Below are 21,992 nucleotides of genomic sequence, written 5' to 3'. Positions count from 1 at the left end.
AACACGATCGCGGGGCAATGGCGATCGAGATGGAGGACCTATGTGCAACGACTACCGGCTGATGGTGAATGTCGCCTCGATCGTGGAGGATTTCGCCGACCTGAAGATCAAGATCCGTTTCGGCGAGGGCACGCCGAACATCGAGGCGCGCGAGGACATCAAGATCACCGATGTCGGCCCGACTATCCGGACCATCAACGGCGTGCGGGGCGAAGGCGACATGGTGCAGCGACGGTGGAGCTGGCCGGGCCCGAACAGGCGTCCGGTCTATAACTTCCGGTCGGAGGGTCGCGAATTCACGTCGAACCGCTGCCTGGTCGTCGCCGACGGGTTTTACGAGTTCACCGATCCGGTCGACCCCAACAAGAAGCGCAAGGACAAGTGGCTCTTCACGAAAAAGGACGAGACGATCTTCTGCATCGCCGGCATCTGGCGTGACACCAAGGAGGTGGGCGAAGCCTTCACGATGCTCACCATGGCGCCCGGTCCGGATATCGCGCCCTATCATGATCGGCAGATCGTCATTCTGGAGCGCAGCGCGTGGGCCGATTGGCTCGACCCAGCCGTTCCGGCGCAATCCCTGATCAAGCCGCTTCCGGCCGGGACCCTTTCGGTTGAACAGGTCTGATCGCCACAGGCAGAGCTATTTGATGGTGCCGCAACCTCACCGCGGGGCCGCTCGAATCCCATCCGCCATGCCAGCGACCGGCCAGCCCGAACAGGTCACCCACTACGGCGCCTCGGCCGCCGCGTGGTGCCATACTATTGGGCAGCCCACGGCACAGTCGATGATGACCATCGAAAATCTTCTGAACCTTTTTTCAACCGCATGACTGGGGCTTAAAGGAATAGCAGCACGTTCTCAAGGATCAGAATATGCCGCGCAATCTGGGTTCTGCATTTCGGCGAAAACCATGCGCGAAAGTGCGACTGCCTTTGGCAATCTGCCTCTTCTTGACTAGTCGAACCGCTGTTTGAATTCGAGCTTGTCAAGCCCTTGCCGGAGAGCGAATTCGTCGACCGGCTGCGGCCCATCCTGGCCGGTGTGCTGGGCGAGACGCAAGCCTCCCAGCTTTACCTTGGCCAAAACATGTCAAACTTGCCGTAGCAAAACGGAGGCTGACATGGCCACGATGAACGTATCGCTGCCCGATCCGATGAAGCGTTGAGGCGCAGACGCGAACGGGCCGCGATGCAAACGCCAGCGACTGTGCGCGATCTGATCCCCGAGGATCAGGAGGGCAACGAAAAAATCACGGCCATGCAGCGCTTTGTCGGTGATGGCCTGAAAGGCATCGGCAGCCGGTCGAAAGACGAACTGTTTGCGGCGGCTTTGACGCGGTCTAAAGCGCCACGTGGGACCGAATAATGGACTTTCGCCTTTCTGTTGAGCTCATGCGATCCGGCCATGTCCGCGCCGGGCAACTCAATCCGATGCCTTGCCGACGGAGGCCCTCTCGACGAACTCTGTTTCGAGCACGATGCTGCGGGCCTTTTCGGCATCGCCGTTAAGCCGTTCAACAAGCAACTTCGCGGCGGTCTCCCCCAGGCGATAGACCGGCTGGCGCACCACGGTCACGGGCGGAGAGGTGACGGTTGTCCAATCGGCATCGTGGAACGAGACCAAAGACAGGTCTGCGGGAATGGCAAGGCCGATCGCACGACTCGTCTTGAACACCTCGGGACCGATCACACTGTCGGACGCGATGATCGCGGTCGGCCGGTCTTTTGCCTGCAGGGTGTCCATGACGATGCGGCGCGTCTCTTCCGGCGTGACAGCACCGACATGCACCCGGTTCTCCATTCCCGCCAGACCCGCCTCGCGGCACACGCCGAGGAAGCCTTCGATGCGCCGGCGCACCGAGCCCGTATTGATGTCGGCAGGCTTGCGGAAAGCGTGGTCGGGCGTATCGCAGGCGGTGATGTATGCAATGCGGCGGTGACCGAGGTCGATCAGCCGGCGCGTGACGCCTTCGGCGGCATGCCTGTCGTCGGCGATCACCGTATCGACGTCCAACGCCTCGTTGCCGCGGTCGAGCAGCGCCAGCGGGCGGCCCGAGCGGGCGGTTTCCCGCAGGTGCTCGACATCGTTTTCCTTGGCGGGCGAGACGATCAGCCCGTCCACACGCTTGCCAAGGAGCGTGCGGACGGCGGCTCTTTCCGCACCGACGTCCTCGCCCGAATTGATGAGGATCACGGTGAAGCCAGCCAAACGCGCGACGTCGGTTATCCCCCGCATGGCAAGGCTGAAGAAAGGGTTCTCGATATCGCCCACGACGACACCGATCGTGCCTGAGCGTCCCGTCGTCATGCTGCGGGCAAGTTCGTTGGGTCGGTAGTCGAGCGCACGGGCGGCGGCGATCACCGCGTCACGGATCCGATCGCTGACCGTTCCATAACCACCCAGGACACGTGCGGCCGTCGCCTTGGAGACGCCTGCCCTGCGGGCGACGTCGGCAACGGTGACGGAGATGGATCGCGGCGGGGTCTGGTCCATGAACGATAGCCTTACAAGAGATATTGACGACTGGCAAATGCGAAGATAACAATTGCGAAAGTCAAAGAGACCGGTCTCTTTTCGTTTGAGACCGGTATCTTAATGAAAAAATCCAACCCTAAGCATGCCATCCAGTTATTCTGACCGACGGGTTCCGCCGTCGTCCGGAAGGGGTGCCTGCGACTTCAAAAAATCGCAAACAATACCACCAGAGGAGATCGAAATAATGAACTTGCCCGAAGTGATCACGACCCCATTCCTCCGGCTGCGCGCTGCCCTGGCTGTGGCCGCCATCTGCCTTGCGGCAGGCACGGGCGTGCCGGCCGCTGCAGATGACAATCCTTATGGCCTGATCGATCCCGCCGTCATCAGCGTCGGCACGATGGGCGATGCCAAGCCTTACGCCTTCACCACCTCCGATGGCGGTTTCACCGGCTTCGACATCGAACTCTTTCTCAATGTCGCCGAGCGCATGGGTTTCAAGAAGGACCAGGTGATCTTCACCGGCCAGGAATTCTCTGCCCTGATGCCGTCCGTTGCCAACAGCCGCTTCGACGTCGCGGCCGCCGCCATCGGTACGACAGAGAAGCGCAAGGAGACGGTGGATTTTTCAGAGGGCTATCTGGCGGGCTACCTCTCCGTCCTCACAGCCGACAGCGCCATCACCGACCCCGCCGGCCTTAAGGGCAAGCGGCTCGGCGTCGTGCAGGGCACGCTGCAGGAAATCTACGCTCAGAAGAACTTCACGGACACCGATCTCGTGAAATTCCCCGACAATAACTCTGCGGTGGCGGCTCTCAACAATGGCACGATCGATGCCCATTTCCTCGACTATGAGGCGGCGAAGGACTATTCCGGCCGCTATCCGGATCTGAAGATTGCGGTCAACATTCCGAGCTTCGACGCGCCGGCCGGCTTCGTCGTGCGCAAGGGCAACGATGCCCTGCGCAAGGCACTGAACAAAGGCCTCCGCGCGGCCATGGCGGACGGCACCTGGAAAATGCTGCACGAAAAATGGTTCCCCGGCACGCCGATGCCGGCCGCATATCTTCCCAAGCCCTGACGCCGACTTCCGGTCCGCCCAGCCGGTCGGACCGGCCTTGCCCTGAAGGGACCGCCTGATGAACTGGCTTGAAAACCTGCGCCGCAGCTTCCTCGACTTCAATGCTATGGCCGAAGTGCTGCCGACCATGATCACAGTCGGCCTCAAGAATACGCTGATCCTTGCGGCTGCCTCGACGGTGCTTGGCGTCGTCATCGGCATGGTGCTTGCCATCATGGGTATTTCCCGCTCGTCCTGGCTGCGCATTCCGGCCCGCATCTATACCGACATCTTTCGCGGTCTGCCGGCGATCGTCACCATCCTCTTGATCGGCCAGGGCTTTGCCCGCCTCGGCCGCGAACTCTTCGGGCCGTCACCCTATCCGCTCGGGATTCTGGCGTTGAGCCTCATCGCCGGCGCCTATATCGGCGAAATCTTCCGCTCGGGTATCCAGAGCGTCGACCGCGGCCAGATGGAGGCCTGCCGGGCCCTCAGCATGAGCCATGGCCAGGGCATGAGGCTCATCGTCGTGCCGCAGGGAGTGCGCCGCGTGCTGCCGGCGCTGGTCAATCAGTTCATTGGCAACGTAAAGGATTCGAGCCTCGTCTATTTCCTCGGCCTACTTGCTTCCGAGCGCGAGATCTTCCGCGTCGGTCAGGATCAGGCGGTCGTGACCGGCAATCTTTCGCCGCTGCTTCTTGCGGGCATCTTCTACCTCGTCGTCACGGTGCCGCTCACCCATGTCGTCAACGCCATCGACAGCCGTCTCCGGCTCGGCAAGCAGCGCCCCGCCACCGTCACCAGCGGGCTGAAGGAGGTCAGCGAACTCGATGGCGCCAGTCGCGCTTCTCGGGCCACCTTCAAGGGCGGCAGCCTGGATGTCCGCCAGCTCGGCATGGCCTACGGAGACCTCGACGTCCTGAAGGGCATCGACCTTTCGGTGAAGCCGGGCAGCGTGACCTGCATCGTCGGTCCGTCCGGCTCGGGCAAATCGACGCTGCTGCGTTGCCTCAACCGGCTGGTCGAGCCGAAGGGCGGCGACATCCTGCTCGACGGCGACAGCATTCTTGCCATGAAGCCGGAGCGGCTGCGCCGCCGCGTGGGCATGGTCTTCCAACACTTCAATCTCTTCCCGGATCACACCGCGCTTGAAAACGTTATGTTGTCGCTGACCAAGATCAAGGGCATGCCGCAGGCCGAAGCCGAGCTGATCGCCAAGGCGCGGCTTGCCGATGTCGGCCTCGCAAACCGACAGCATCACCGTCCCGGCGGGCTTTCCGGCGGCCAGCAGCAGCGCGTCGCCATCGCACGCGCGCTTGCCATGGAGCCGGAAGTCATCCTCTTCGACGAGGTGACGAGCGCGCTCGACCCGGAACTCGTGAAGGGCGTGCTCAACCTCATGGCCGATCTCGGTAACCGTGGCATGACAATGGTCGTGGTGACGCACGAAATGGGTTTTGCCCGGCGCGTGGCCGATCAGGTCGTGTTCATGGACGAGGGGCGCGTCGTGGAGGCGGGGTCGCCCGAGGCGATCTTTGACCATCCGCAGAGCCATCGCCTGCAACGCTTCCTTGCAGAAGTGCTCTGAACCCGTCCAAGGATATGACAATGACGATCCGATCGGGTGCGGGGCGCGCGCCGGGATTGCCGCCAAGGCGGTCATCCCGACGATCCAGTCGAGTGGCAAGCCCTCTGATCTCTTCCTCCATCCCGACTGTCCCACGAAATGAAAGACGAAGGACCATGACAGACAATATCATCGCTTCGGCGGTCATCATCGGCGCCGGAATTTTCGGCGTTTCAACGGGCGTGCAGCTGGCCCGGCGCGGCGTCCGGGTGACCATTCTCAACGATGGTCCGCCGGCCAACGGCGCATCGGGCCGCTCGCTCTCCTGGCTGAATTCGGCGCGCATGCGCTCGGAGCCCTATCACCGCCTGCGCATGGCCGGCATCGACCGCTACCGCACGCTTTCGGCCCACTTTCCCAATGCGGACTGGCTGCGTTTCGAAGGCGGTCTGACCTGGGACGCCGACGATGAAGGCAACGAGATCGACGCGGCCTACCGCCACGAGGTTTCGCTCGGCTATGATGCGCTGCATCTGGCGGCAGGCGATGTCGCGGCCGCGACGCCGGGCCTCGATACGCGGGCGATCACACCGCAAGGGGCGATCTTCAACCCCGGCGAGGGCTGGGTCGACCTGCCGATCCTTATCGATCTGCTTCTTAAGGAGTTTGCCGCACTCGGCGGAACGCTTATTGCCGATCAGGGCGCGGCAAGGATTCTGATCGAAGGCGACCATGCCGTCGGCGCGGAAACCGCGACGGGCGGCCGTTTCCAGACCGACGCCGTGGTTCTCGCCACCGGTCCCGAAGTGCCGAAAATGGCGGCGGAAGTGGGCCAGGTGATCGGCGATGGAACCCCGATCGCGCTGCTGGTCAAGACCAGGCCGCTCGCCCACCCCCTGCGCGCCGTCCTCAACACCCCGCGTGTCGCCGTCCGTCCGGCGCCGGGCGGCACCTTCTCGCTTGATGCCGACTGGGCGGCGGACGAAGGGGTGAAGGTGCGCGCAGACGGCAGTTATGAGATAGACAATGCGGTAGTCGATGCCCTTCTGACAGAGGCCTCCAAGGTGATGGAAGGCAACCCGAAACTGGAAATCGCTTCCATCGGCGTCGGCGGCAAGCCCATTCCTGGTGACGGCGAACCGGTGGTCGGTGCGCTCAAGGCCATGCCGGGTTGCTATGTCGCCTTCAGCCATAGCGGCGCGACACTTGGACTTATCGTGGGCGAGTTGCTCGCCTACGAGGTCGCAACGGGCGCCGAACATCCGATGCTCGCCACATTTCGCCCGGGGCGCTTCACGTCGCAGTAACTCCGTCGGCTCCCGGACACGTGCCCGGCGGGAGGCCGATGTTTGCGAGGTCTCGCCGCAATCTGCGGCGACATGCCTATGCGAGCTGGCAACCCGAAGCAACAAGGAGGATCGTTGAGGGTCCTGCTTGTACGATGGCGAAGGGTGAAACGGTTCGGAAACCGGCGACTTTGAAGGACGTGGCCGCAATTGCGAATGTGTCGCGTGCAACGGCTGCCCGCGCCCTGAACAGCTACGGCTATGTCGGCGATGAAACGGCCCAAAAGGTTCACGCGGCTGCGGAAAAGCTCGGCTATCGCGGCAATCGCCTGGCGCAGGCGCTGGCGCATCGGGCAACTGCCGATCGTGGGCTGCATCCTTGGCGACATACAGAATCCGCTCTTTGCCCGCATTGCCCACGCTATCGAAGTCCTTGCCCGCGAGCGCGGGCACAATCTCGTCATCGGCAGCAGCCAAGAGGAGCTGGAACAGGAAGTCTCCCTCCTGGCGAGCTCCAGTCACTCAGTATCCGTGGCTTCATCGTCGCGCCGACGTCGGCAGGCAGCAATGCCCATCTGCAGCGCCTGATCGCCGAGAATGTGCCTCTTGTGCTGATCGACCGCGTCGCGGAGGGCGTGGAGTGCGACAGCATCGTTGTCGACAACTGGGGCGGTGCCCGCAAGGCAATCGAGCGCCTGATCCCGATGGGCCATCGCCGCATAGGGGCTTTTGCAGGACGACATGCGCAGCTTCACCTCGCGCGAACGCATGCGCGGCTAACGGGTTGCGCTTGCCGCCGGCGACATTGAGGGCGTTGCCGCCCACAGTAACGAATCCCTTGGTCAGATGGGCATCGAGGCAGTTATCGCCGACTGCGATCAGGTTGGGACTGGCCTTCTTCATTCTTCTTTCGCTTGATCGAAGTGAGGAGAAGTCGCCTCGAGGCACCGCCGCCAGGTGAAGACCGGATAAAGCGCATAGGACCCGCTGCCGAAGGGCTCGAAGGTAAGCGTCCCCTCGAACCAGCGCGCGCCGAGTTCGGCGAGATAATCGGCGAGTGGCAGGTTGCCGCCGCCCCAGGCCAGATGACCAGTCGGCGTTCCGTCCACGACATGGACATCCGCGACACGCTTTCCGAATCGTTCGAAATATCCACCGACGCTGTCGCCTGCAGTCGCCACGGCGATGAGGTCGAGAACCAAGTCGACATCGTCGCGATGATCGCGCGCCACAAGGCAAAGCCATCCGGAGTGTGGATCGCTGCGGTTTGCATACGAATTGGGATTACCTGACCTGCGGAGCGTTTCTCTGAAGCGATATCCCTATCTTGTTTTCCATCGCGATCACGCGGGTTACGTCGACATATGACGTGTGTACTCCATCCCAAACGGATCATCTCGCAATGAATGCAAGGACTGGACAATCAGCGATCCTCTTACGATTATTTTGCATTGGAGGCGGTTACAAGCGCCAAAGTTGAACGGAGAGCCGTTATAGGCTCCGGGCCTGAGTGCATCGGGCAGCTCTGGCTCAAAGAGCCCGCTTCCAGCCTGCAGGCGCTGAAATGGTGCTCATCGGATCTGCGCGAGCAGATCCTCGGCACCCTTGCGCACGCCGACGCGGGCGGCCGCCATCAAACCGAAACTCGCGCCTATGTTCACCGCATTCGGATATTGCTTGGATACATATGCCAGGAGAAGATGGTCGCTCACGGCGTCATAGACCTCGACGGCATAGCTCGTGGAGCCCGTCATGGTGCCTTCCTTGCCACGAACCGCCTGAACGGTGTTGTAGACACCTCCTGCGACATCGAGATGGGAGAAGGGCCCCAGCACGGGCGTCGTGGTTCGGCCGCCGGCAAGCGTCAGGCGCAGCCGAAGTGTCCCGGGCGCCGGCATGCTCACGATCGCGAACTGCTGCTTCAGTATCTCGGTGAACTGGCTCTGCATGTAGCTCGCCAGTGCCGCCTTGTCCGTCTCGGACATCTTCACGAACTGGTTGTCGGCGCCGCGGTAGAGGACGACCGGTTCCACGATTATCTTGTTGTATTGTTTCCAGTCCGTCGGAACATTGTAGCGATATGGCGTCCGACCTGACTTGTCTTCCGTGTTCGGCTTGAGCTGTGTCGCCGATGCCAGTCCCGCGTAGGCCACTGGATCGGCAGTGGTGCATCCTGCGATGGTCGAACATAACGAAGCGATCAACACACCTGTTTTAAGAGATCTCATAAATTAGGGGCTCCATCCAATCATTCGAGATGAAGCGTCTTCTAGGCGGCCCAATTGTTGCGTTGTGTGCTGTTTTTTAAGAAAACATTGGCGGTTCCGGACGGTCTTAGCGCAAGGGTGGAAGTGATATCTCGGCGACGAGCCCGTGCGGCTCTCTATCGGCCAGCCTGAACGTTCCCCCGTGCCCCTTCGTGATGATGCCGTGCGCCGTGGGAAGACCCAGGCCGAAGCCGCCGCGCCTTGTGACCGGGCGTCCCTCGTCCGCCTTGAAAAACGGCTGAAGAACCTGACCCTTGAGTTTGTCCGTCAGTCCGGGTCCGTTGTCGCTGACGGTGATAAGGATTGTGCCGTCGGCGGCCGTCTGAAGTTCGATCTCGATTTTCGTGGCGAAACGGGACGCATTATCGACCAGGTTGGATATGGCCCGAGAAATCGCCCGAGGCTTGCAGGTATATATGACGCGCCGCGGACCTCGGAAACCGACGTCTACGCCCATGTCAGTGAAGTCCGTCGCAATCGTCTGCAGAAGGCTTGATAGTTCCACCTTCATCTGCTCTTCGATGGCGTTGTTCAGAAACGCCAGGCTTTCGTCGACCATGGCCGCCAGCGTCTCTATATCCTTCAGCATCTGCTGCCGGAGGTCGGCCTGTCCGCAGCGTTCGGCGCGCATGCGCAGCCGCGTAAGAGGGGTGCGAAGGTCATGACTGACCGATGTCAGCATTCTGGTGCGGGCTCCCATCAGCTCCAGAACGCGGCCGCGCATCACGTTTAGGGAAGCCGCCAGACTGCGGATTTCCGCCGAACCTTCGGCCGCGAAGGGCTCCTCGAGGGTGTCGTCCATACTTGCCCGCTCGGCTGCGGCTGCAAAGCCAACGAGTGGGCGCACGATAAGCCAGCCGCTGAAATAGGCGAGCAGCGCCAGAGGCACGAGAATTTTCAGAAGACCGCTCGCAACGGCAGGCGCGAACCATAGATATCTGGGGAACACCGGCAGGTGGAAGACGAGCCCGCGCCCTGCGCCGGCCGGAACGACGAGGATGTTCGGCCGCGGGCGTTCATCGAACAAATGCCTCAAAGTACTGAAGAAGTTGTCCTCGAGGAGTGCCCTGACCCGGTCCGCGACATCGCTCGGCACCGGGCCTGCCTTGACAAGCTGTTCGGCCGATGCCCGCTCCACACGCATGCCTGATCTCGCGGCGCGATCGAGCGCGGCATCTTCCTTCTGCGCCGTATCGGCATTCCTGTATTCGTCGAAGATCGTTTCCGCCCGACCCGCAAACAGGCCAATCTGGATGCCCTTGTCATGACGGCCGTAGATAAACGGCTCGGAAACGGTCGCCACGACGGAGACAAGGACAATCAGTGTCGCTGCCAGTACGGCGATCTGCGTCCCGATGGAGGCCCTGAACAGACGCCTCACGACAGAGGTTCCACTTTCGACGCAAACAGATAGCCGCCAAGGCGCACTGTCTTGATGAATGTCGGATCCTTGAGGTTCGGCTCTATTTTCTGCCGCAAACGGCTGATGTGGGCATCGACGCTTCGCTCCACCGGGCCGGCCGCTCCGGCATGGGTCATCGAGAGGAGCTGTTCGCGGGTCAGCACCCTGTTGGGGTTGTTGCAGAACGCAAGCAGCAAGTCGAATTCGGCCGTCGTCATCGACACATGGGCGCCGTCAGGATCCACAAGCTGTCGGCTCCTGGGATCGATGACCCAGCCCGAAAACGTCAGAGAGGAAAGATCTTCTCCCGCCGCTTCGGAAGCGTAGGATGCCCGGCGCAGGATTGCCTTGATCCGCGCCATGAGTTCGCGCGGGTTGAACGGCTTCGTGACATAGTCGTCGGCGCCGAGCTCCAGTCCGATGATCCGGTCGATATCCTCCCGCAATGCCGTCAGCATGACGATCGGCGTTTTGCTCGACGCGCGCACGCGCCGGCAGATGCTGAAGCCGTCCTCGCCTGGCAGCATCGCGTCGAGCACCACAAGGTCGAAGCGGCCTTTGGTCAGCACGCGGTCCATCTCGCTTCCGCTCTTCACCGCAGTGGCATCGAAGCTGTTGTCCTTGACGAGGTCGACCAGCATTCCGGCGATATCCTCATCGTCCTCGACGATCAAAATGTGGCTTCTGCCAGACACCGCCCGATCCTGTGACATCATCGTTCTCTTCCTGGAGCCGGAGTCTTCGCGCTCTTACCGCGGACGGCCCTTCTTCCCGGGGTTTACAGGGTCCGGCGAAGTCTGTCGAAGCCAATCCGTATCCTGATGTCGTTGCCAGAAACCTGTCGATCGTTGCCAACCCCAGGCTGCGGTCCGCCAGGATAGCAGCTCCGTTGCAAAGGGATGTTCATTTATGTTGCGAATTGTTGCGAGACGGCGGCATGCGCCAGTCCCATCCGGCTGCCAATAAAACGCAACAAAACAGAACACTCCACAGTGATCGAAGGTGGTAGCGGTCTCTATGCAACTTGCCGAATGGAGGTTAGTCCTTTGAAGACCACAGACGAACTCAAGACCATCGTATTCCTTCCGGTTGGTGCAGCCCGCATCGTGGTCGCGAAGCTTAGAGAAGGCGGCTATGCTGCGATGGCGGTGTCGTCGGTCGCGGAACTGCATGAAGCCCTGTATGCGTCCGAATACGCACTCGCGGTGGCAACCCGGTCGGATATCGATATCGTCCGCCATATCCGACCGATGCCGGTCGTCAACATCGAAGTCTTCTTCGACGTCGTGCGCGGCCTTGAGTGTGAGGGAGCGCTTCGGCGTTTCGACAGCAAGGCATTTCTCAAAAGGGTCGGTGCACTGACTGGAGCCCGCCAGACCAGGGTACTGGCAACAGAATCTCAGACGGGGGTGACAGCGACCGCTGCTGCTAGCGGTGTTGCCCGTCTGTGGCGGCTGTGGCAGCAGATGTGTTCCGGGCCCGCCTATCCGCAACCCTTACGGTCGCGGCAGGGAACAAGGTCGTAAATTGTGCCAAACCCGATTTTGAACACCTCTCACTGCGATGGTGCTAGATCGTTCTCCGCCACCATACGTCGAATGCTTGCGGGCGATCTGCGTCCGCAGATGGTGGGCTGCTTCTTCTGCAATGCGCTCTTCGCCCTGATCGGCATCCGCTTCTATGAGTTTGCCACCTTCAACATTCTCTATGTGGGCGCGGGCGCCGTGCAATGCTGGGCTGCGACGAATACCAGGTCGGCGGGCGGAACGGCCCGGCGTATAGTCACGTTCCTGATGCAACTCGCGCTCGCCTGCTACATGTCGACGATCCTCGTCGACTGCCTGGCCCCTGGAGCGGAGCAGCTCGTGACCGTTGCCCGATGAGAGAACGAAGAAAGGCTTCATTGATCTGGTCGGCACGGGTTCGAACGGGGCGTCGCCTTTGCTTCAGCAGGTTCCACCCCGAGCCGGAAGCGCCGATGAAAGAGAATCGGCGTGCAGTTGATATTGATTTGCTGCACCGAGACTGACCAATCGGGCCGCTTATGTCCGGGTGTCCCGTTCTGTTGATCGAGGACGGTCGGAACCGGATATTTGCCGGCATTCACGGGGAAGTTATCCAACGGGCGTCGATCACGTCGGCATAAGCAACTTGTCCGACGTCGTGCCCGAAGCGCAGCATAAAATCCAAGTTCTGCTTGAACTGCTGTTGCGTCAAGGCAGGCGGAGACGCAACAGTCGCTTTTTGGTCTTGGACTGTGCTGACGACGAGGTTCTTTTCGCTCTGCGAGAAGAACTGATCGTGAAGTAAGGTGCCTGCCTTTGTTGGATCCGAATGGATAAGGGCTGCGCCCTTGGTGAGACCGCGCGCCAGCTTCGAGGGTAACCGAGGATTTGCCGCAAGGTAGTCGGTGCGATGCGATCGCAGCCCGTTCGCAGACCCTAGCCTGATGGACAAGATATTCCCGGGCACCGCGGCTGCGCCTGCTTCGATGGATGCACAAGAAGATCAAGGCGAGCTATCCGTGGCTGGTGACGATCCAGTCTCCTTTGAGGAATTGGCCGCCCTCGATGCGGAAAGCCAGCGACTCAAGAGGCTGTTGGCCAAACAGCTCCATCAAGAGAACCTGCAGCTCAAGAAGATGCTCGAGCGGCTTGATCTTACGGAGACCGTAAATAAATAACCATGCCTGGACGAAAATAGCCTCGCCATCAAAGTAGTAGCAATCGCAACCTAAAGCACCATAACTCGATAACAGAGGACTGCGGTTCGTGTCCGCTTACCGTTCAGCTCGAGGGGCTGTTAACAGTGGGATCGCGGTCGGTGACAGCGAAACCTGCAATGCGCCATCGCAGGCTGCGTCTCACATGTTTAGTTTGTCTTGTTACTAAACAGATCGCAATGGCGCGAGGCCCTATAGTCGCTCTCGGCAATGACTTTGATCATGCCTCCTGCCTCGAAGACAATCCGCCTAGGATCCTGCCCGGTGAACGCTGGCCAGTCGCTGAGCCCACTTGGACCATCGGGGGCGGTCAAGCTGCTCCAATAGGCTCGCATCAGTGCAGCAAGTTTCCTTTGTGGTGATGTCAGCCCGCCAACCACAGTGTCTTCCCCCCAGATATAAGGCAGCTCGGCACTATGGGGTACACCGAGATCAAAGGAAGGAGGAACGTTTGCATAGGATCTGATCGGGGCGCTCACGTCAGCGAACTCGTAGGCGTGAACAGGTGTCCACTTTGCAGCGGCGACGATGGCGAGGCTCGTTGGGCAGATATATTTCTGTTCCGCGTCCAGTTGCCCCAGAGCCAGCCCCGGATTGGTGTCAACTCCGTCGCCGTAGATCTTGAAGGCCGCCTCCGCCTTATCGCCCATTCTCGAACGCACCTCGGATTCGTACTGAGCTCTATTTACGGGCTGGTCGAGCAGGTCGTTCGCCTCGTAGACGAAGACGCGGGTTTCGTCGCGCGTATTGCCGATGATCATCGGCACGCGATTGAATTCGCCCGTTTCCAAAGCCTTCAGTGTCTGTAGAGGTTGCGCATAGCCGCCATAGACTGTGCTGATCGTCATCTTGGACTTTGTCTGGGCGTCAAGAATCTCGGCGGGAGATTTGGCACGCAGGCAGCTCAATCTATCGGAAGTCCTCGCGCAGCCGATGGCTTCGACGAACGCCTCGCCGGATTTGACGGCCTCCTCGTTGGAGATGCTGGGGCAGTCCCGGCCGCTCTCAATGATGGCGCCTTGAAAGAGCCCTTTCGCTTCCGGCGAGGCGACGGCGAAGCAGACGCCTCTGGCGCCCGCAGACTGTCCGGCAATCGTTACACGTTCCGGATTGCCACCAAAGGCAGAGATGTTGTCATGGACCCAGCGCAGTGCCTGGATCTTGTCGAGGTCGCCGTAGTTGCCGCTGCTTTTTCCGTCCTTCGATTCCTTGTTGAGTTCGGGCAGCGCAAGAAAGCCTGTGGCACCCAGACGATAATTGATCGTCACGACAATATTGCCGTCCTTTGCCAGCTCTCTCGGATCCCAATCCGTCTTGGCGCCGTTAACCGATCCGCCGCCGTGAAAGCCGACCATGACCGGCATATTCTTGCCGCCGGAGGACGGCACGTAGACCGTCAGGCTAAGGCAATCCTCGTTCCAGCTCGCAGCCTTGCCGGGCCGCCAGAAAATCGCCTTCTGGACACACTCGTTTCCTGGCTTGTCAGCGATGAAGGGCTCCTCGAAGGGCGCCACAGGTTGGGGTGCGGCCCAGCGGAGACTGCCAACCGGTGGCGCCGCATAGGGTATGCCCTGATAGAAGACAAGGCCATCGGATTGCGTGCCGATGATCTGTCCGACGGGCGCGTAAACCGTCTGCGCCAGCGCCGCGCTCGAAACGGAAAGCAGACCGGTGATGGCCATGAGTGCGGCGATGCCCTGATGGCGGCCGCTGCGGAAATTCCCGTACGTCATGTTTCCTCCTTTGTCGATGTTCATAGCAGTTTGCACAATGCTGGCGTGACGGCCCTTACCGGGGCAGATCCGAGGCGGAGAGATGCTGGGCCTTGAGGACCGCCTGGCGGTTGAGCGCGTCCCTCTCCGGATAAGGGGTCTGTCTTGCCGGATAGGCATAGCCGTCACGGAACCAAATGAAGGAGCCGCCGGTGTCGGCGGATGTCTGTGGCCATTCGGGAAGACCGGCTCCGTTCGGATTGCCGGTTTTGACGAAATTGGCGAGGTAGGACGACATCGTGTCGGCCATTTTATAATCGGCGCTGGTCCAAGCCCGTTGGCCTGGAACGTCGCGCATCGAATTCATGAAATACCAGAGGTCCGACGAATGAAATGAGCCGTAGAACTCGGAATCGCGACCGGGTGGGGCATGGTTGAAATAGAAATCGTAGACGCGCAGATTCCTGTTTCTCGATTTCACCAGTTCCGAGGAGACCAGATAGTTCTGCAGATTGTAGTCGGCCCTGGCACGCAGCCACATGCGATAAGCCTCCCGCGGATCGGACGGTCTGTAGACTTTCTTCCAGTCGTCGTCGTAGCCGATCTTCTTCATGGCATCGTCGAACTCGGTCGGCGACATGGTCTTGTCGGGGCCGCCATTGAGCGAACTATATTCGTTCGAGGTACCGCCGATCATGATGTCGAGGCCGTCAAGGGCGCCAGGCCGCAGGAGATCGATGGATTCGTCGGTGAAGACGTAGCCGTCGATGGCATGCTGGGAAGGAAGATTGGTAGCTTTATGAAGCGCTTCATAGAGCTGCGTCTTGCCGTCGGCGGCCGTCTTCGTAATGAAGTCGTCCGTTGGAATTTTGCGCAGGTCGGCGAGCGTCATAGGTTTTCCGAACACCTGCTCGATGCCTTTGGCGTTCGCCTTCTCGCGTTCGGCAAGCTGCATCATCGGCGAAGCGAAGAATCCCGCGGAGCCGCTTTCGATGACGGCTCGGTGAAAGAGACCCTTGGCGAGGGGCGAGCGCAGCAGCATGGTGGAATTGCGGGCGCCCGCGGACTGGCCGCCGATGGTGACGTTATTCGGATCTCCTCCGAAGCCGGCGATATTGTCGCGCACCCATTGCAGGGCCTTGATCTGATCCAGCATCGCATAGTTGCCGGAAACCTTCTGCGGGCTCTCCTGCGACAGCTCGGGAAGCGCCAGGAATCCGAGGGCGCCGACGCGGTACTGGATCGCGACGACGATAATGCCTTTCGCCGCAAGTTTGGAGGCATGGAACTCCATTTCGGAGGCGTAGCCGTGGTGGTTTGCGCCGCCATGGATCCAGACATAGACCGGCAGCCTGTCGGAGGCGCTTTTCGCGGGCGTCCAGACATTGAGGTTCAGCCCCTCTTCGCTGGCTTTCGGCATGAAAGCGGGATCGAAATAAAACTCGTCTCCCCAGAACTGTCCGACCGGATTTCCATGGATATCCTGCAGCTCTTGATCACCCCAGTGATCGGCCACTCTCACTCCGTCCCACAGTTGCACTGGCTGTGGCGGCTTGAAGCGGTTCTCTCCTCCGGTCGGACCCGCAAACGGCACGCCTTTGAAAACCTGGACTCCCGGCACATCTGTCGCAACACCTCGCACAAGGCCGCCTTCGACCTTGACGACGTCGACTTCAGGCTGTGCATTGGCCGCCCTGGTCAGCGGGACAATCGATAAGACCATGGCAACCGCCCCCAGCCGGAAGTAGTTCCTGATCCTCGGCGTTAATTTTGTTTGCATCGCCAATATCCTCCTCCTGCGGTCCCGGGTCGAGCCGATATGAAACGGCCGTTGAGGGCTGCCTGCCCGAATGGTCGGACAGGTTCAATTTCCATCTTGTGATCAAATCGGTTTGGGGTGGCGGCTCGATCGAGCGGGGCCTTTTTTCAAAGGGCGTGCCCGACCACCGCGGCAGTTCCTGGCGGGACTTCAGTCGCTCCAAAGAGCGCCTGCCGCTTGCAGCAGTTTGCGATCCGGATCCTCGGCAAGGCGGGATTGCTTGTCGAAAATCATGGTCGCGCCATGCCCAACCGTGTAGGCGGGCCAATCCGGTAGGCCCTCGGCGCTCGGCTTGCCGTTGCGGGCAAAATTGACCCAGGCCTGGCTCATCTTGTCCGACAGAGCAATTGCGTCGGGACCACCGCCGGTAGAGGTCTTCACCAGCTCGGCGTTGGCAAAGACGTAAGGCAACTCCGAGCAATGCCAAGCCATGGCTATGCCATCCAGCACGGGAGATTCGTAGGCGAACATATAGGAATAGACCGGCGCTCCGCCCTGTTTGGCCTTCAGATCCGAATCGCGGATCGTGCCTGGCCGGAAGCGGAGGTCGACGAAGAAGGCGTCGCCGAGCTTTTTCTCCGGATAGGCTTCAAGGAAGGCCTGCCCCACGGCATCGGCCTTGTCGCCAAAACGCTGCTTGAGTTTGGCGCGGGCTTGTTCTTCGCTCCACTTATTCTTGTTGTCGGCGATGAGATCGGCGGTCTTGTTGCTGATCACGGTTTCAAATTCGTTGAGCGTGTTGCCGACCAGCAGGGGGATGTCCTTGGCCTGATCGACCCATTTCGTTCCAACCGGGTTTTCGGGAATGAAATCTCCGTCGAGGACCGGAGCCCAGCGGGCGTCCTTCGCTCCTTGGGCTGTAGCGTCTTTGATCGCCTTGTCGGTGGCGGCGAGAAGCTGATAATAATCTATGCTCGCGAGCTTACCGACATCCTCAGGCTTGAGCCCCAGATTTGCCAAGGTCAGTTCGGCGACCTTGCGCGACGATGCCTGGTCGGTGACCGAGTCCACCCGCGATCCACTTTCGACGATCGCCTTGTGGAAAAGGCCTTTGGCCGACGGCGTACCCATCAGCGCCCGTACCTTGTAACCGCCTCCCGATTGGCCGAAGATCGTCACGTTTGCGGGGTCTCCACCAAACGTTTCGATGTTCTGATGAACCCACTTCAGGGCAGCAACGAGATCGGTCATGCTGGCGTTACCGGAAAGCTTGAACTTCTCCCCGTAAGCCGAAAGGTCGAGGAAACCGAGAACATTCAGCCGGTGGTTAAGGGTTACGACGACGACGTCTCCCTTCTTGCTGAGATTCTTGCCGTCATAGGAGGTGAGCTCGATACCTGAGCCATTGGTGAACCCCCCGCCATGGATCCACACCATCACCGGCCGCTTCTTGCCATCGTTCAGACCCGGCGTCCAGACGTTCAGGAACTGGCAGTTCTCACTCATCGGCAGATAGCGATGCGGATTGAACAGCTCGTCCCCGGCAACAGCCTTCATCTGCGGGATATAGCAATTTTCGCCATATGTGACCGCAGGCCGTATCCCGCTCCATGGCTTGATCTCAGCTGCAGGCATGAAGCGTTCTGCCTGGGCGTATGGAACGCCTAGATAACTGTAGATGCCGTCGTTGAGAGCGCCGAGGAGAGCTCCCTGCTTGGTCTGCGCCACAGTCTTGTCTTGCGATGCGACGAACTCGCTCGCAACAGACGACGTCAAAGTCAGACCAAGGAACGCCGCGCAGAGCGCGATTGCCTTCAAACCTATTCCGAATTTCTGCTGCATCGAACACGATCCTCCCGTTTAATGTCCAGTTCAACAATTGTTTGTCCGGCCGAATGCCAGGGACTTGCTAGCCGGAACGCAGTTGTCGACTTGTGAGGTTTGTGGCCGGCCCGCTCATCGTCGTCTCGTCCACGAGACCGAGTGCCGCAGCCACTGTCACCAGCCCTGATCGGGCTGGCGGGCGATCATGCATTCCACGCTGACCCCGGTATGGTTGCCTTCGAAGGAATGGCCGATGACGATGTAGGCCATTCCATCCGGCAGGCTCGCGAACAAGGCGGATATGCTCCCGAAGACGGCGTGACGAAACGTCGATACGCCGTCATCGGCCGGAAGTTCGGCCCACCGTTTGCGATTGTCCGGGGCGAACTTATAGGGCTTCCCAACGTCGTGGCATGCTGCACCGGCAGCACGATGTTCCAGTCGATGACAACATCGCGGTGGCTTTGCTTCACCATCATGGCCTCCTCCCTACCATGGTGTCCGGCGAAACATATTTGATGCATAAGATTGAAATGTCTAATTGAGATTCGCTGCACGAATTCATAGGATTTTTTTATGAATCGCTATTCGATCGCACAACTCGAAGCATTTTTCTGGACGGTTCAACTTGGGAACGTTCAGAAGGCAGCCGACCGGTTGAATGTCACACAGCCCACTCTTTCCCTTCGCCTCAAACAGCTTGAGGCGCGAACGAGTCAACCGCTGCTCGAGCGCCACGGACGAGGGCTTCGCCTGACCCGTCATGGGCATGTATTCCTTGCTCGGGTAAAGATCGTTCTCGACGCCTATGATGATCTGGCCAATCTATCGCGCGCTGCGGAGATAGAAGGGGCGCTGAGGATCGGCGTCGCTGAGGGGTTCGCATTCGCCTGCATGGCCGCATTGATAGAGGACTTGCGCAGTGAATTTCCCTTGTTGCGCCCGGAATGGATGATCGCTACGAGCGCAGGCCTCGAACAGGCGCTGGCCGAGGGCAAACTCGATCTGGCTATTCTCGTCGATCCGCTCGGTTTGAGGGGCGTGCGGTTGTTTGCTCTCGGCCTTCAGTCGAACGACTGGGCCGGTTCGACAAGGCTCATGGATACCACGAAGGGCACGCCCCGAGATCTTTCCCAATTCACGGTCATCACTACGCCACCACCCACGGCAATGCATCGCGCCACGCTTGGCTGGTTCGCAAACGACAATATAACCCCTGACAATGTCTGCGTCTGTTCCAGCCTGAATGCCGCATTACAGCTGGTCGCAGCCGGACTAGGCATCGGCATTTTCCCGACGAAAGTCATCGATGCTTATCCGCTGCAAGGCGTCATCGGCATCATCAATGTATCTCCGCCACTTGAGAATGGCCGGGTATTCGTTGCCGATCATGCAACATCGGATGAAACACGTACGAGGACGCTACTCAATGCGATCGAGCGGACAGCAGAACGCCTTCACTACTTTTGACCCCTCGCAAAGAACACTTGCTCTTTGTGAGCCTGTATCGTCGCATCAATGTTGGTCCTGTGGCACTTCTCATAGAAGGCGACCGACTCCACGGGGATATCATTCGGGACCAACACAAAATCCTGAAGCCGAAAGCCAGCTAATTGGCTTAGCTCCAGGTCTGCTAGCCGCCTTTCGTCCAGCTTTCCAATACGATCCTGCACGTCTTCAAAGTAGGCAAGATTCTTGACTACCGTAGAAGGCGAGGATGTCCTGCCATGCGCGGGAATAACGAACTTCGCATCCAGATCACGGATCCGCTTCAGTGACGAACGGAGCGCGCGCAGGTCATTTGGAGATGTACTCCAGACCTCCGGAATTGGATATTCGACGGCGTCGACGGCCAGGCAGACGCGGATCTCAGGGATCCACACGGCAACATGATCGGGCGTATGCCCAGGGGTATGAATGAGTTCCAGCGTAAGATCGCCGCCATGAAGCACCATCCGGCCTGAGAAGGTGATATTCGGCTCGACAATTTTGACACTGTGAAATCGTGGATCTTCGCACACCTTATCGCCCAATGTCTGCAGCGCAGAAGGATTGCTCAAACGTTCGAGTGCTGCAGCATGTGAAATAATCGGGGCTCGTCCCGCTATAGCAGCGTTTCCCCAGAAATGATCCCAATCCATATGGGAATTGATAACGATCAGCGGACAATCCCGTACCGTTTCTCCGAGCAAGTCCAGGGCTTGCTGGCACAGCTCTGGGGTGGCCAGAGTATCGATCAGGACGTTGAATCTTTCGGTGCGTACAAACGCGCTGTCCACTTCATCTCCGGCCCGAACAATTACGATCCGATCATCAAGATCGGGGTAGGAACACAATTCCAGGGAAGGGTTCACGCAGACAGCTCCAGGTTCAGACATTCGCCATCGGTCCGATCAAAAGACCACACGGTTGCGGCGGCGACAATTATTTCCTTGAGCTGGAGCGGGGTGTCGAAAGGTGTGTGCGGTTTTCGGGCGACATCCCGCTCTGACTCTCTGAATTTAGTGGCGGATACTTCAGGTCGATTCGACTGAATTATCCGCCTCGGAGGCAGGCCAGCGCGAATTCAGCCCGGCTCCTGAGGTTTCGTGATTATCTCGGCGTGGTGAAGCTCGTGACGTAAGCGTAAGCAACAGCTTTTATGCCGTCATTCGCGACTGCTGTTGTTGCCCCGACCGCTTAGATGGCTTCACTTTGGAAACAGGCGCATGAAGTACCAAATCGAGATGGCAAAGGCGACCATCAGCGTTGCCTGGAACGCGGGCCAGCCGACGGCCTGGATCAATCCGGGCAGGGCCATGAGCGAAATGGTCGCGACCAGCCGACCGAGCCCGTAGAGTAGTGCATAGTCCGTGGCAGGCTGTGTGCCCTCGGCCCATTGTAGAATGAGGCTGCCAAGGACGACATACATCGATGCTGCTCCTGCGCTGGTAAGAATCGCACCGAGAATTACCGATGTGGCGCTACCGCTGACATATCCCGACAACACCGTGCCGGCAGCCGCAAGGCAAAGCCCACCCACAATCCATGCGAGATTGCGCGGGCTGACCGTTCGCACGAGCATCGCCACCAGCAGGGAAGCGCCGGCATTGGCTGCTGGCGCGGCCGTGCCTAGAACGCTGCCGATCCTTTCCAACGGCACCCCCATATCGATGAGCATCAGCCGATTGAAGTTGAAGAGGGCGACCAATGTGCAAGCCAACAGGGTGAGCCGTACCAGCCGTACCTTCATCCCGGGCTTGCGAAACGTCTCCTTCAATGCCGCGCGCCGATGCTCGAGGCGACCGGGAAGAGCGCGATCCGTGCTGACCAGCATGAAGGTGAGAAGCCCTGAGATCGTCATGACACCCGCAATGAACATCATCGATCCGCTCCAGCCTATGCGCGGATAGAGCGCGACCAGAAGTCCGCCACCGAGAACGGTGCCGATCGACATACCTCCCATCTTGGCGGCGGCCGCCGCCGTTCGACGAGAGTCGGGGATATGCTCGACCGTCAGCGCATCAAGCGCCAGATCCACGGTCGCAGAGCACGCCGTCGCCAGAAGCCCCAGGGTAAGCAATGCCGTCCAGGCTCCGCGCTCGGGCGTCAGCGTGGCAGCGCCGACAACCGCGCCCACTGCGACAGCCTGCATCGGTACGATCCAGCCTGTGCGCCGTCCGAGCCACGGCCAACGCCATCGATCGATCCAGGGCGACCAGGCAAACGCCACGCCAAACGGCACGTACAGCGCGTAGGCCCAGCGCAGCGAGGTAAGCTCCATTCCCTGCGAGCGCAACACAGGAGCTATGCCGCCTTGAATAAAGCCGAGTATCGAACCGAGCGAAACATACATCAGCGCCACGGTCAATAGGATCAGCGCGCCACCTCCTCGGGAATTCTGTGGTCGGGCAGTCATGGTCTCCTCGATCATT

General features: G+C 60.0%; 19 protein-coding genes and 2 pseudogenes. 11 read left to right on the top strand and 10 right to left on the bottom strand.

Annotated features, from left to right (window positions below; all coding sequences use genetic code 11):
* Positions 1-40 precede the first annotated feature (40 nt).
* Together AAE029_RS08370 and AAE029_RS08365 are read left to right on the top strand one after the other, a co-directional pair.
* Positions 41-628 carry an SOS response-associated peptidase gene (locus AAE029_RS08370; RefSeq protein ID WP_371072365.1) on the top strand — a complete coding sequence of 196 codons (588 nt, stop codon included), beginning with the start codon at positions 41-43 and terminating at the stop codon, positions 626-628.
* 496 nt (positions 629-1,124) lie between these two features.
* Positions 1,125-1,369, top strand: a pseudogene (locus AAE029_RS08365) (type II toxin-antitoxin system ParD family antitoxin).
* Between the two features lie 57 nt (positions 1,370-1,426).
* Here the strand turns inward: AAE029_RS08365 and AAE029_RS08360 are convergent.
* Positions 1,427-2,497, bottom strand: a complete 1,071-nt coding sequence (locus AAE029_RS08360; RefSeq protein ID WP_371072364.1) for a LacI family DNA-binding transcriptional regulator — start codon at positions 2,495-2,497, stop codon at positions 1,427-1,429.
* Positions 2,498-2,723: 226 nt separating this feature from the next.
* Here AAE029_RS08360 and AAE029_RS08355 point away from each other — a divergent pair, with 226 nt between their 5' ends.
* The 4 genes from AAE029_RS08355 to AAE029_RS08340 all read left to right on the top strand — a co-directional run bounded on the left by AAE029_RS08355 (position 2,724) and on the right by AAE029_RS08340 (position 7,201).
* Positions 2,724-3,560, top strand: coding sequence for an ABC transporter substrate-binding protein (locus tag AAE029_RS08355; protein WP_371072363.1), 837 nt, complete (start codon positions 2,724-2,726; stop codon positions 3,558-3,560).
* 58 nt (positions 3,561-3,618) lie between these two features.
* Positions 3,619-5,127 carry an amino acid ABC transporter permease/ATP-binding protein gene (locus AAE029_RS08350; protein ID WP_371072362.1) on the top strand — a complete coding sequence of 503 codons (1,509 nt, stop codon included), beginning with the start codon at positions 3,619-3,621 and terminating at the stop codon, positions 5,125-5,127.
* A 155-nt stretch (positions 5,128-5,282) separates the two neighbouring features.
* Complete coding sequence (locus AAE029_RS08345; protein WP_371072361.1) at positions 5,283-6,413, top strand: NAD(P)/FAD-dependent oxidoreductase; 1,131 nt, start codon at positions 5,283-5,285, stop codon at positions 6,411-6,413.
* Positions 6,414-6,547: 134 nt separating this feature from the next.
* Positions 6,548-7,201 (top strand): LacI family DNA-binding transcriptional regulator, encoded by a 654-nt coding sequence (locus tag AAE029_RS08340; RefSeq protein WP_371072360.1) that lies wholly within the window; start codon positions 6,548-6,550, stop codon positions 7,199-7,201.
* A 90-nt stretch (positions 7,202-7,291) separates the two neighbouring features.
* Here AAE029_RS08340 and AAE029_RS08335 read toward each other — a convergent pair whose 3' ends face one another.
* Positions 7,292-7,624 (bottom strand): hypothetical protein, encoded by a 333-nt coding sequence (locus AAE029_RS08335; protein ID WP_371072359.1) that lies wholly within the window; start codon positions 7,622-7,624, stop codon positions 7,292-7,294.
* On the opposite strand from AAE029_RS08335, the pseudogene AAE029_RS08330 reads away from it, so the two are divergent.
* Positions 7,620-7,798: pseudogene (locus tag AAE029_RS08330) on the top strand (type II toxin-antitoxin system RelE/ParE family toxin); the annotation flags it as partial. The gene AAE029_RS08335 and the pseudogene AAE029_RS08330 overlap by 5 nt on opposite strands.
* A 165-nt stretch (positions 7,799-7,963) precedes the next feature.
* On the opposite strand, the gene AAE029_RS08325 reads toward AAE029_RS08330, so the two are convergent.
* From AAE029_RS08325 to AAE029_RS08315, 3 genes are all read right to left on the bottom strand, one after another.
* Positions 7,964-8,620 (bottom strand): DUF3313 domain-containing protein, encoded by a 657-nt coding sequence (locus tag AAE029_RS08325; protein ID WP_371072358.1) that lies wholly within the window; start codon positions 8,618-8,620, stop codon positions 7,964-7,966.
* 106 nt (positions 8,621-8,726) lie between these two features.
* On the bottom strand, positions 8,727-10,040 hold the full coding sequence (locus AAE029_RS08320; protein WP_371072357.1) for an ATP-binding protein: 1,314 nt from the start codon (positions 10,038-10,040) through the stop codon (positions 8,727-8,729).
* Positions 10,037-10,774, bottom strand: a complete 738-nt coding sequence (locus AAE029_RS08315) for a response regulator (RefSeq protein WP_371072498.1) — start codon at positions 10,772-10,774, stop codon at positions 10,037-10,039. Before AAE029_RS08315 ends, AAE029_RS08320 begins: the two co-directional genes overlap by 4 nt.
* 333 nt (positions 10,775-11,107) lie before the next feature.
* Between AAE029_RS08315 and AAE029_RS08310 the strand changes: the two genes are divergently transcribed.
* The 3 genes from AAE029_RS08310 (at position 11,108) to AAE029_RS08300 (ending at position 12,744) form a co-directional block, all read left to right on the top strand.
* Positions 11,108-11,587 (top strand): hypothetical protein, encoded by a 480-nt coding sequence (locus AAE029_RS08310; RefSeq protein WP_371072356.1) that lies wholly within the window; start codon positions 11,108-11,110, stop codon positions 11,585-11,587.
* A 72-nt stretch (positions 11,588-11,659) separates the two neighbouring features.
* Positions 11,660-11,944 (top strand): hypothetical protein, encoded by a 285-nt coding sequence (locus tag AAE029_RS08305; protein ID WP_371072355.1) that lies wholly within the window; start codon positions 11,660-11,662, stop codon positions 11,942-11,944.
* A gap of 566 nt (positions 11,945-12,510) precedes the next feature.
* Entirely contained in the window at positions 12,511-12,744 is a 234-nt protein-coding gene (locus AAE029_RS08300; protein ID WP_371072354.1) for a hypothetical protein, read from the top strand.
* 188 nt (positions 12,745-12,932) lie between these two features.
* On the opposite strand, the gene AAE029_RS08295 is transcribed toward AAE029_RS08300, so the two are convergent.
* The 3 genes from AAE029_RS08295 to AAE029_RS08285 form a co-directional block, all read right to left on the bottom strand.
* Entirely contained in the window at positions 12,933-14,516 is a 1,584-nt protein-coding gene (locus AAE029_RS08295; RefSeq protein ID WP_371072353.1) for a carboxylesterase/lipase family protein, read from the bottom strand.
* 55 nt (positions 14,517-14,571) lie between these two features.
* A complete protein-coding gene (locus AAE029_RS08290; protein WP_371072352.1) occupies positions 14,572-16,275 on the bottom strand; it encodes a carboxylesterase/lipase family protein in 1,704 nt (567 codons plus the stop codon).
* 189 nt (positions 16,276-16,464) lie between these two features.
* On the bottom strand, positions 16,465-18,096 hold the full coding sequence (locus AAE029_RS08285; protein ID WP_371072351.1) for a carboxylesterase/lipase family protein: 1,632 nt from the start codon (positions 18,094-18,096) through the stop codon (positions 16,465-16,467).
* 558 nt (positions 18,097-18,654) lie between these two features.
* Here AAE029_RS08285 and AAE029_RS08280 point away from each other — a divergent pair.
* The gene (locus AAE029_RS08280; protein WP_371072350.1) at positions 18,655-19,548 is read left to right on the top strand and encodes a LysR family transcriptional regulator; all 894 of its coding nucleotides are present in this window, start codon (positions 18,655-18,657) and stop codon (positions 19,546-19,548) included.
* Here AAE029_RS08280 and AAE029_RS08275 read toward each other — a convergent pair.
* Together AAE029_RS08275 and AAE029_RS08270 are read right to left on the bottom strand one after the other, a co-directional pair.
* A complete protein-coding gene (locus tag AAE029_RS08275; protein ID WP_371072349.1) occupies positions 19,539-20,432 on the bottom strand; it encodes an MBL fold metallo-hydrolase in 894 nt (297 codons plus the stop codon). The two genes, AAE029_RS08280 and AAE029_RS08275, sit on opposite strands and share 10 nt — an antisense overlap.
* Positions 20,433-20,767: 335 nt before the next feature.
* Positions 20,768-21,991 (bottom strand): MFS transporter, encoded by a 1,224-nt coding sequence (locus tag AAE029_RS08270; RefSeq protein ID WP_371072348.1) that lies wholly within the window; start codon positions 21,989-21,991, stop codon positions 20,768-20,770.
* Position 21,992 lies beyond the last annotated feature (1 nt).

Origin of the sequence: Sinorhizobium sp. CB7 (genome assembly GCF_041357635.1) — a bacterium.
In the GTDB taxonomy this organism is placed as follows: Bacteria; Pseudomonadota; Alphaproteobacteria; order Rhizobiales; family Rhizobiaceae; genus Rhizobium.
Note: the sequence above shows the minus strand (reverse complement) of the source record. Positions and strands in the feature narration are given on the sequence as shown.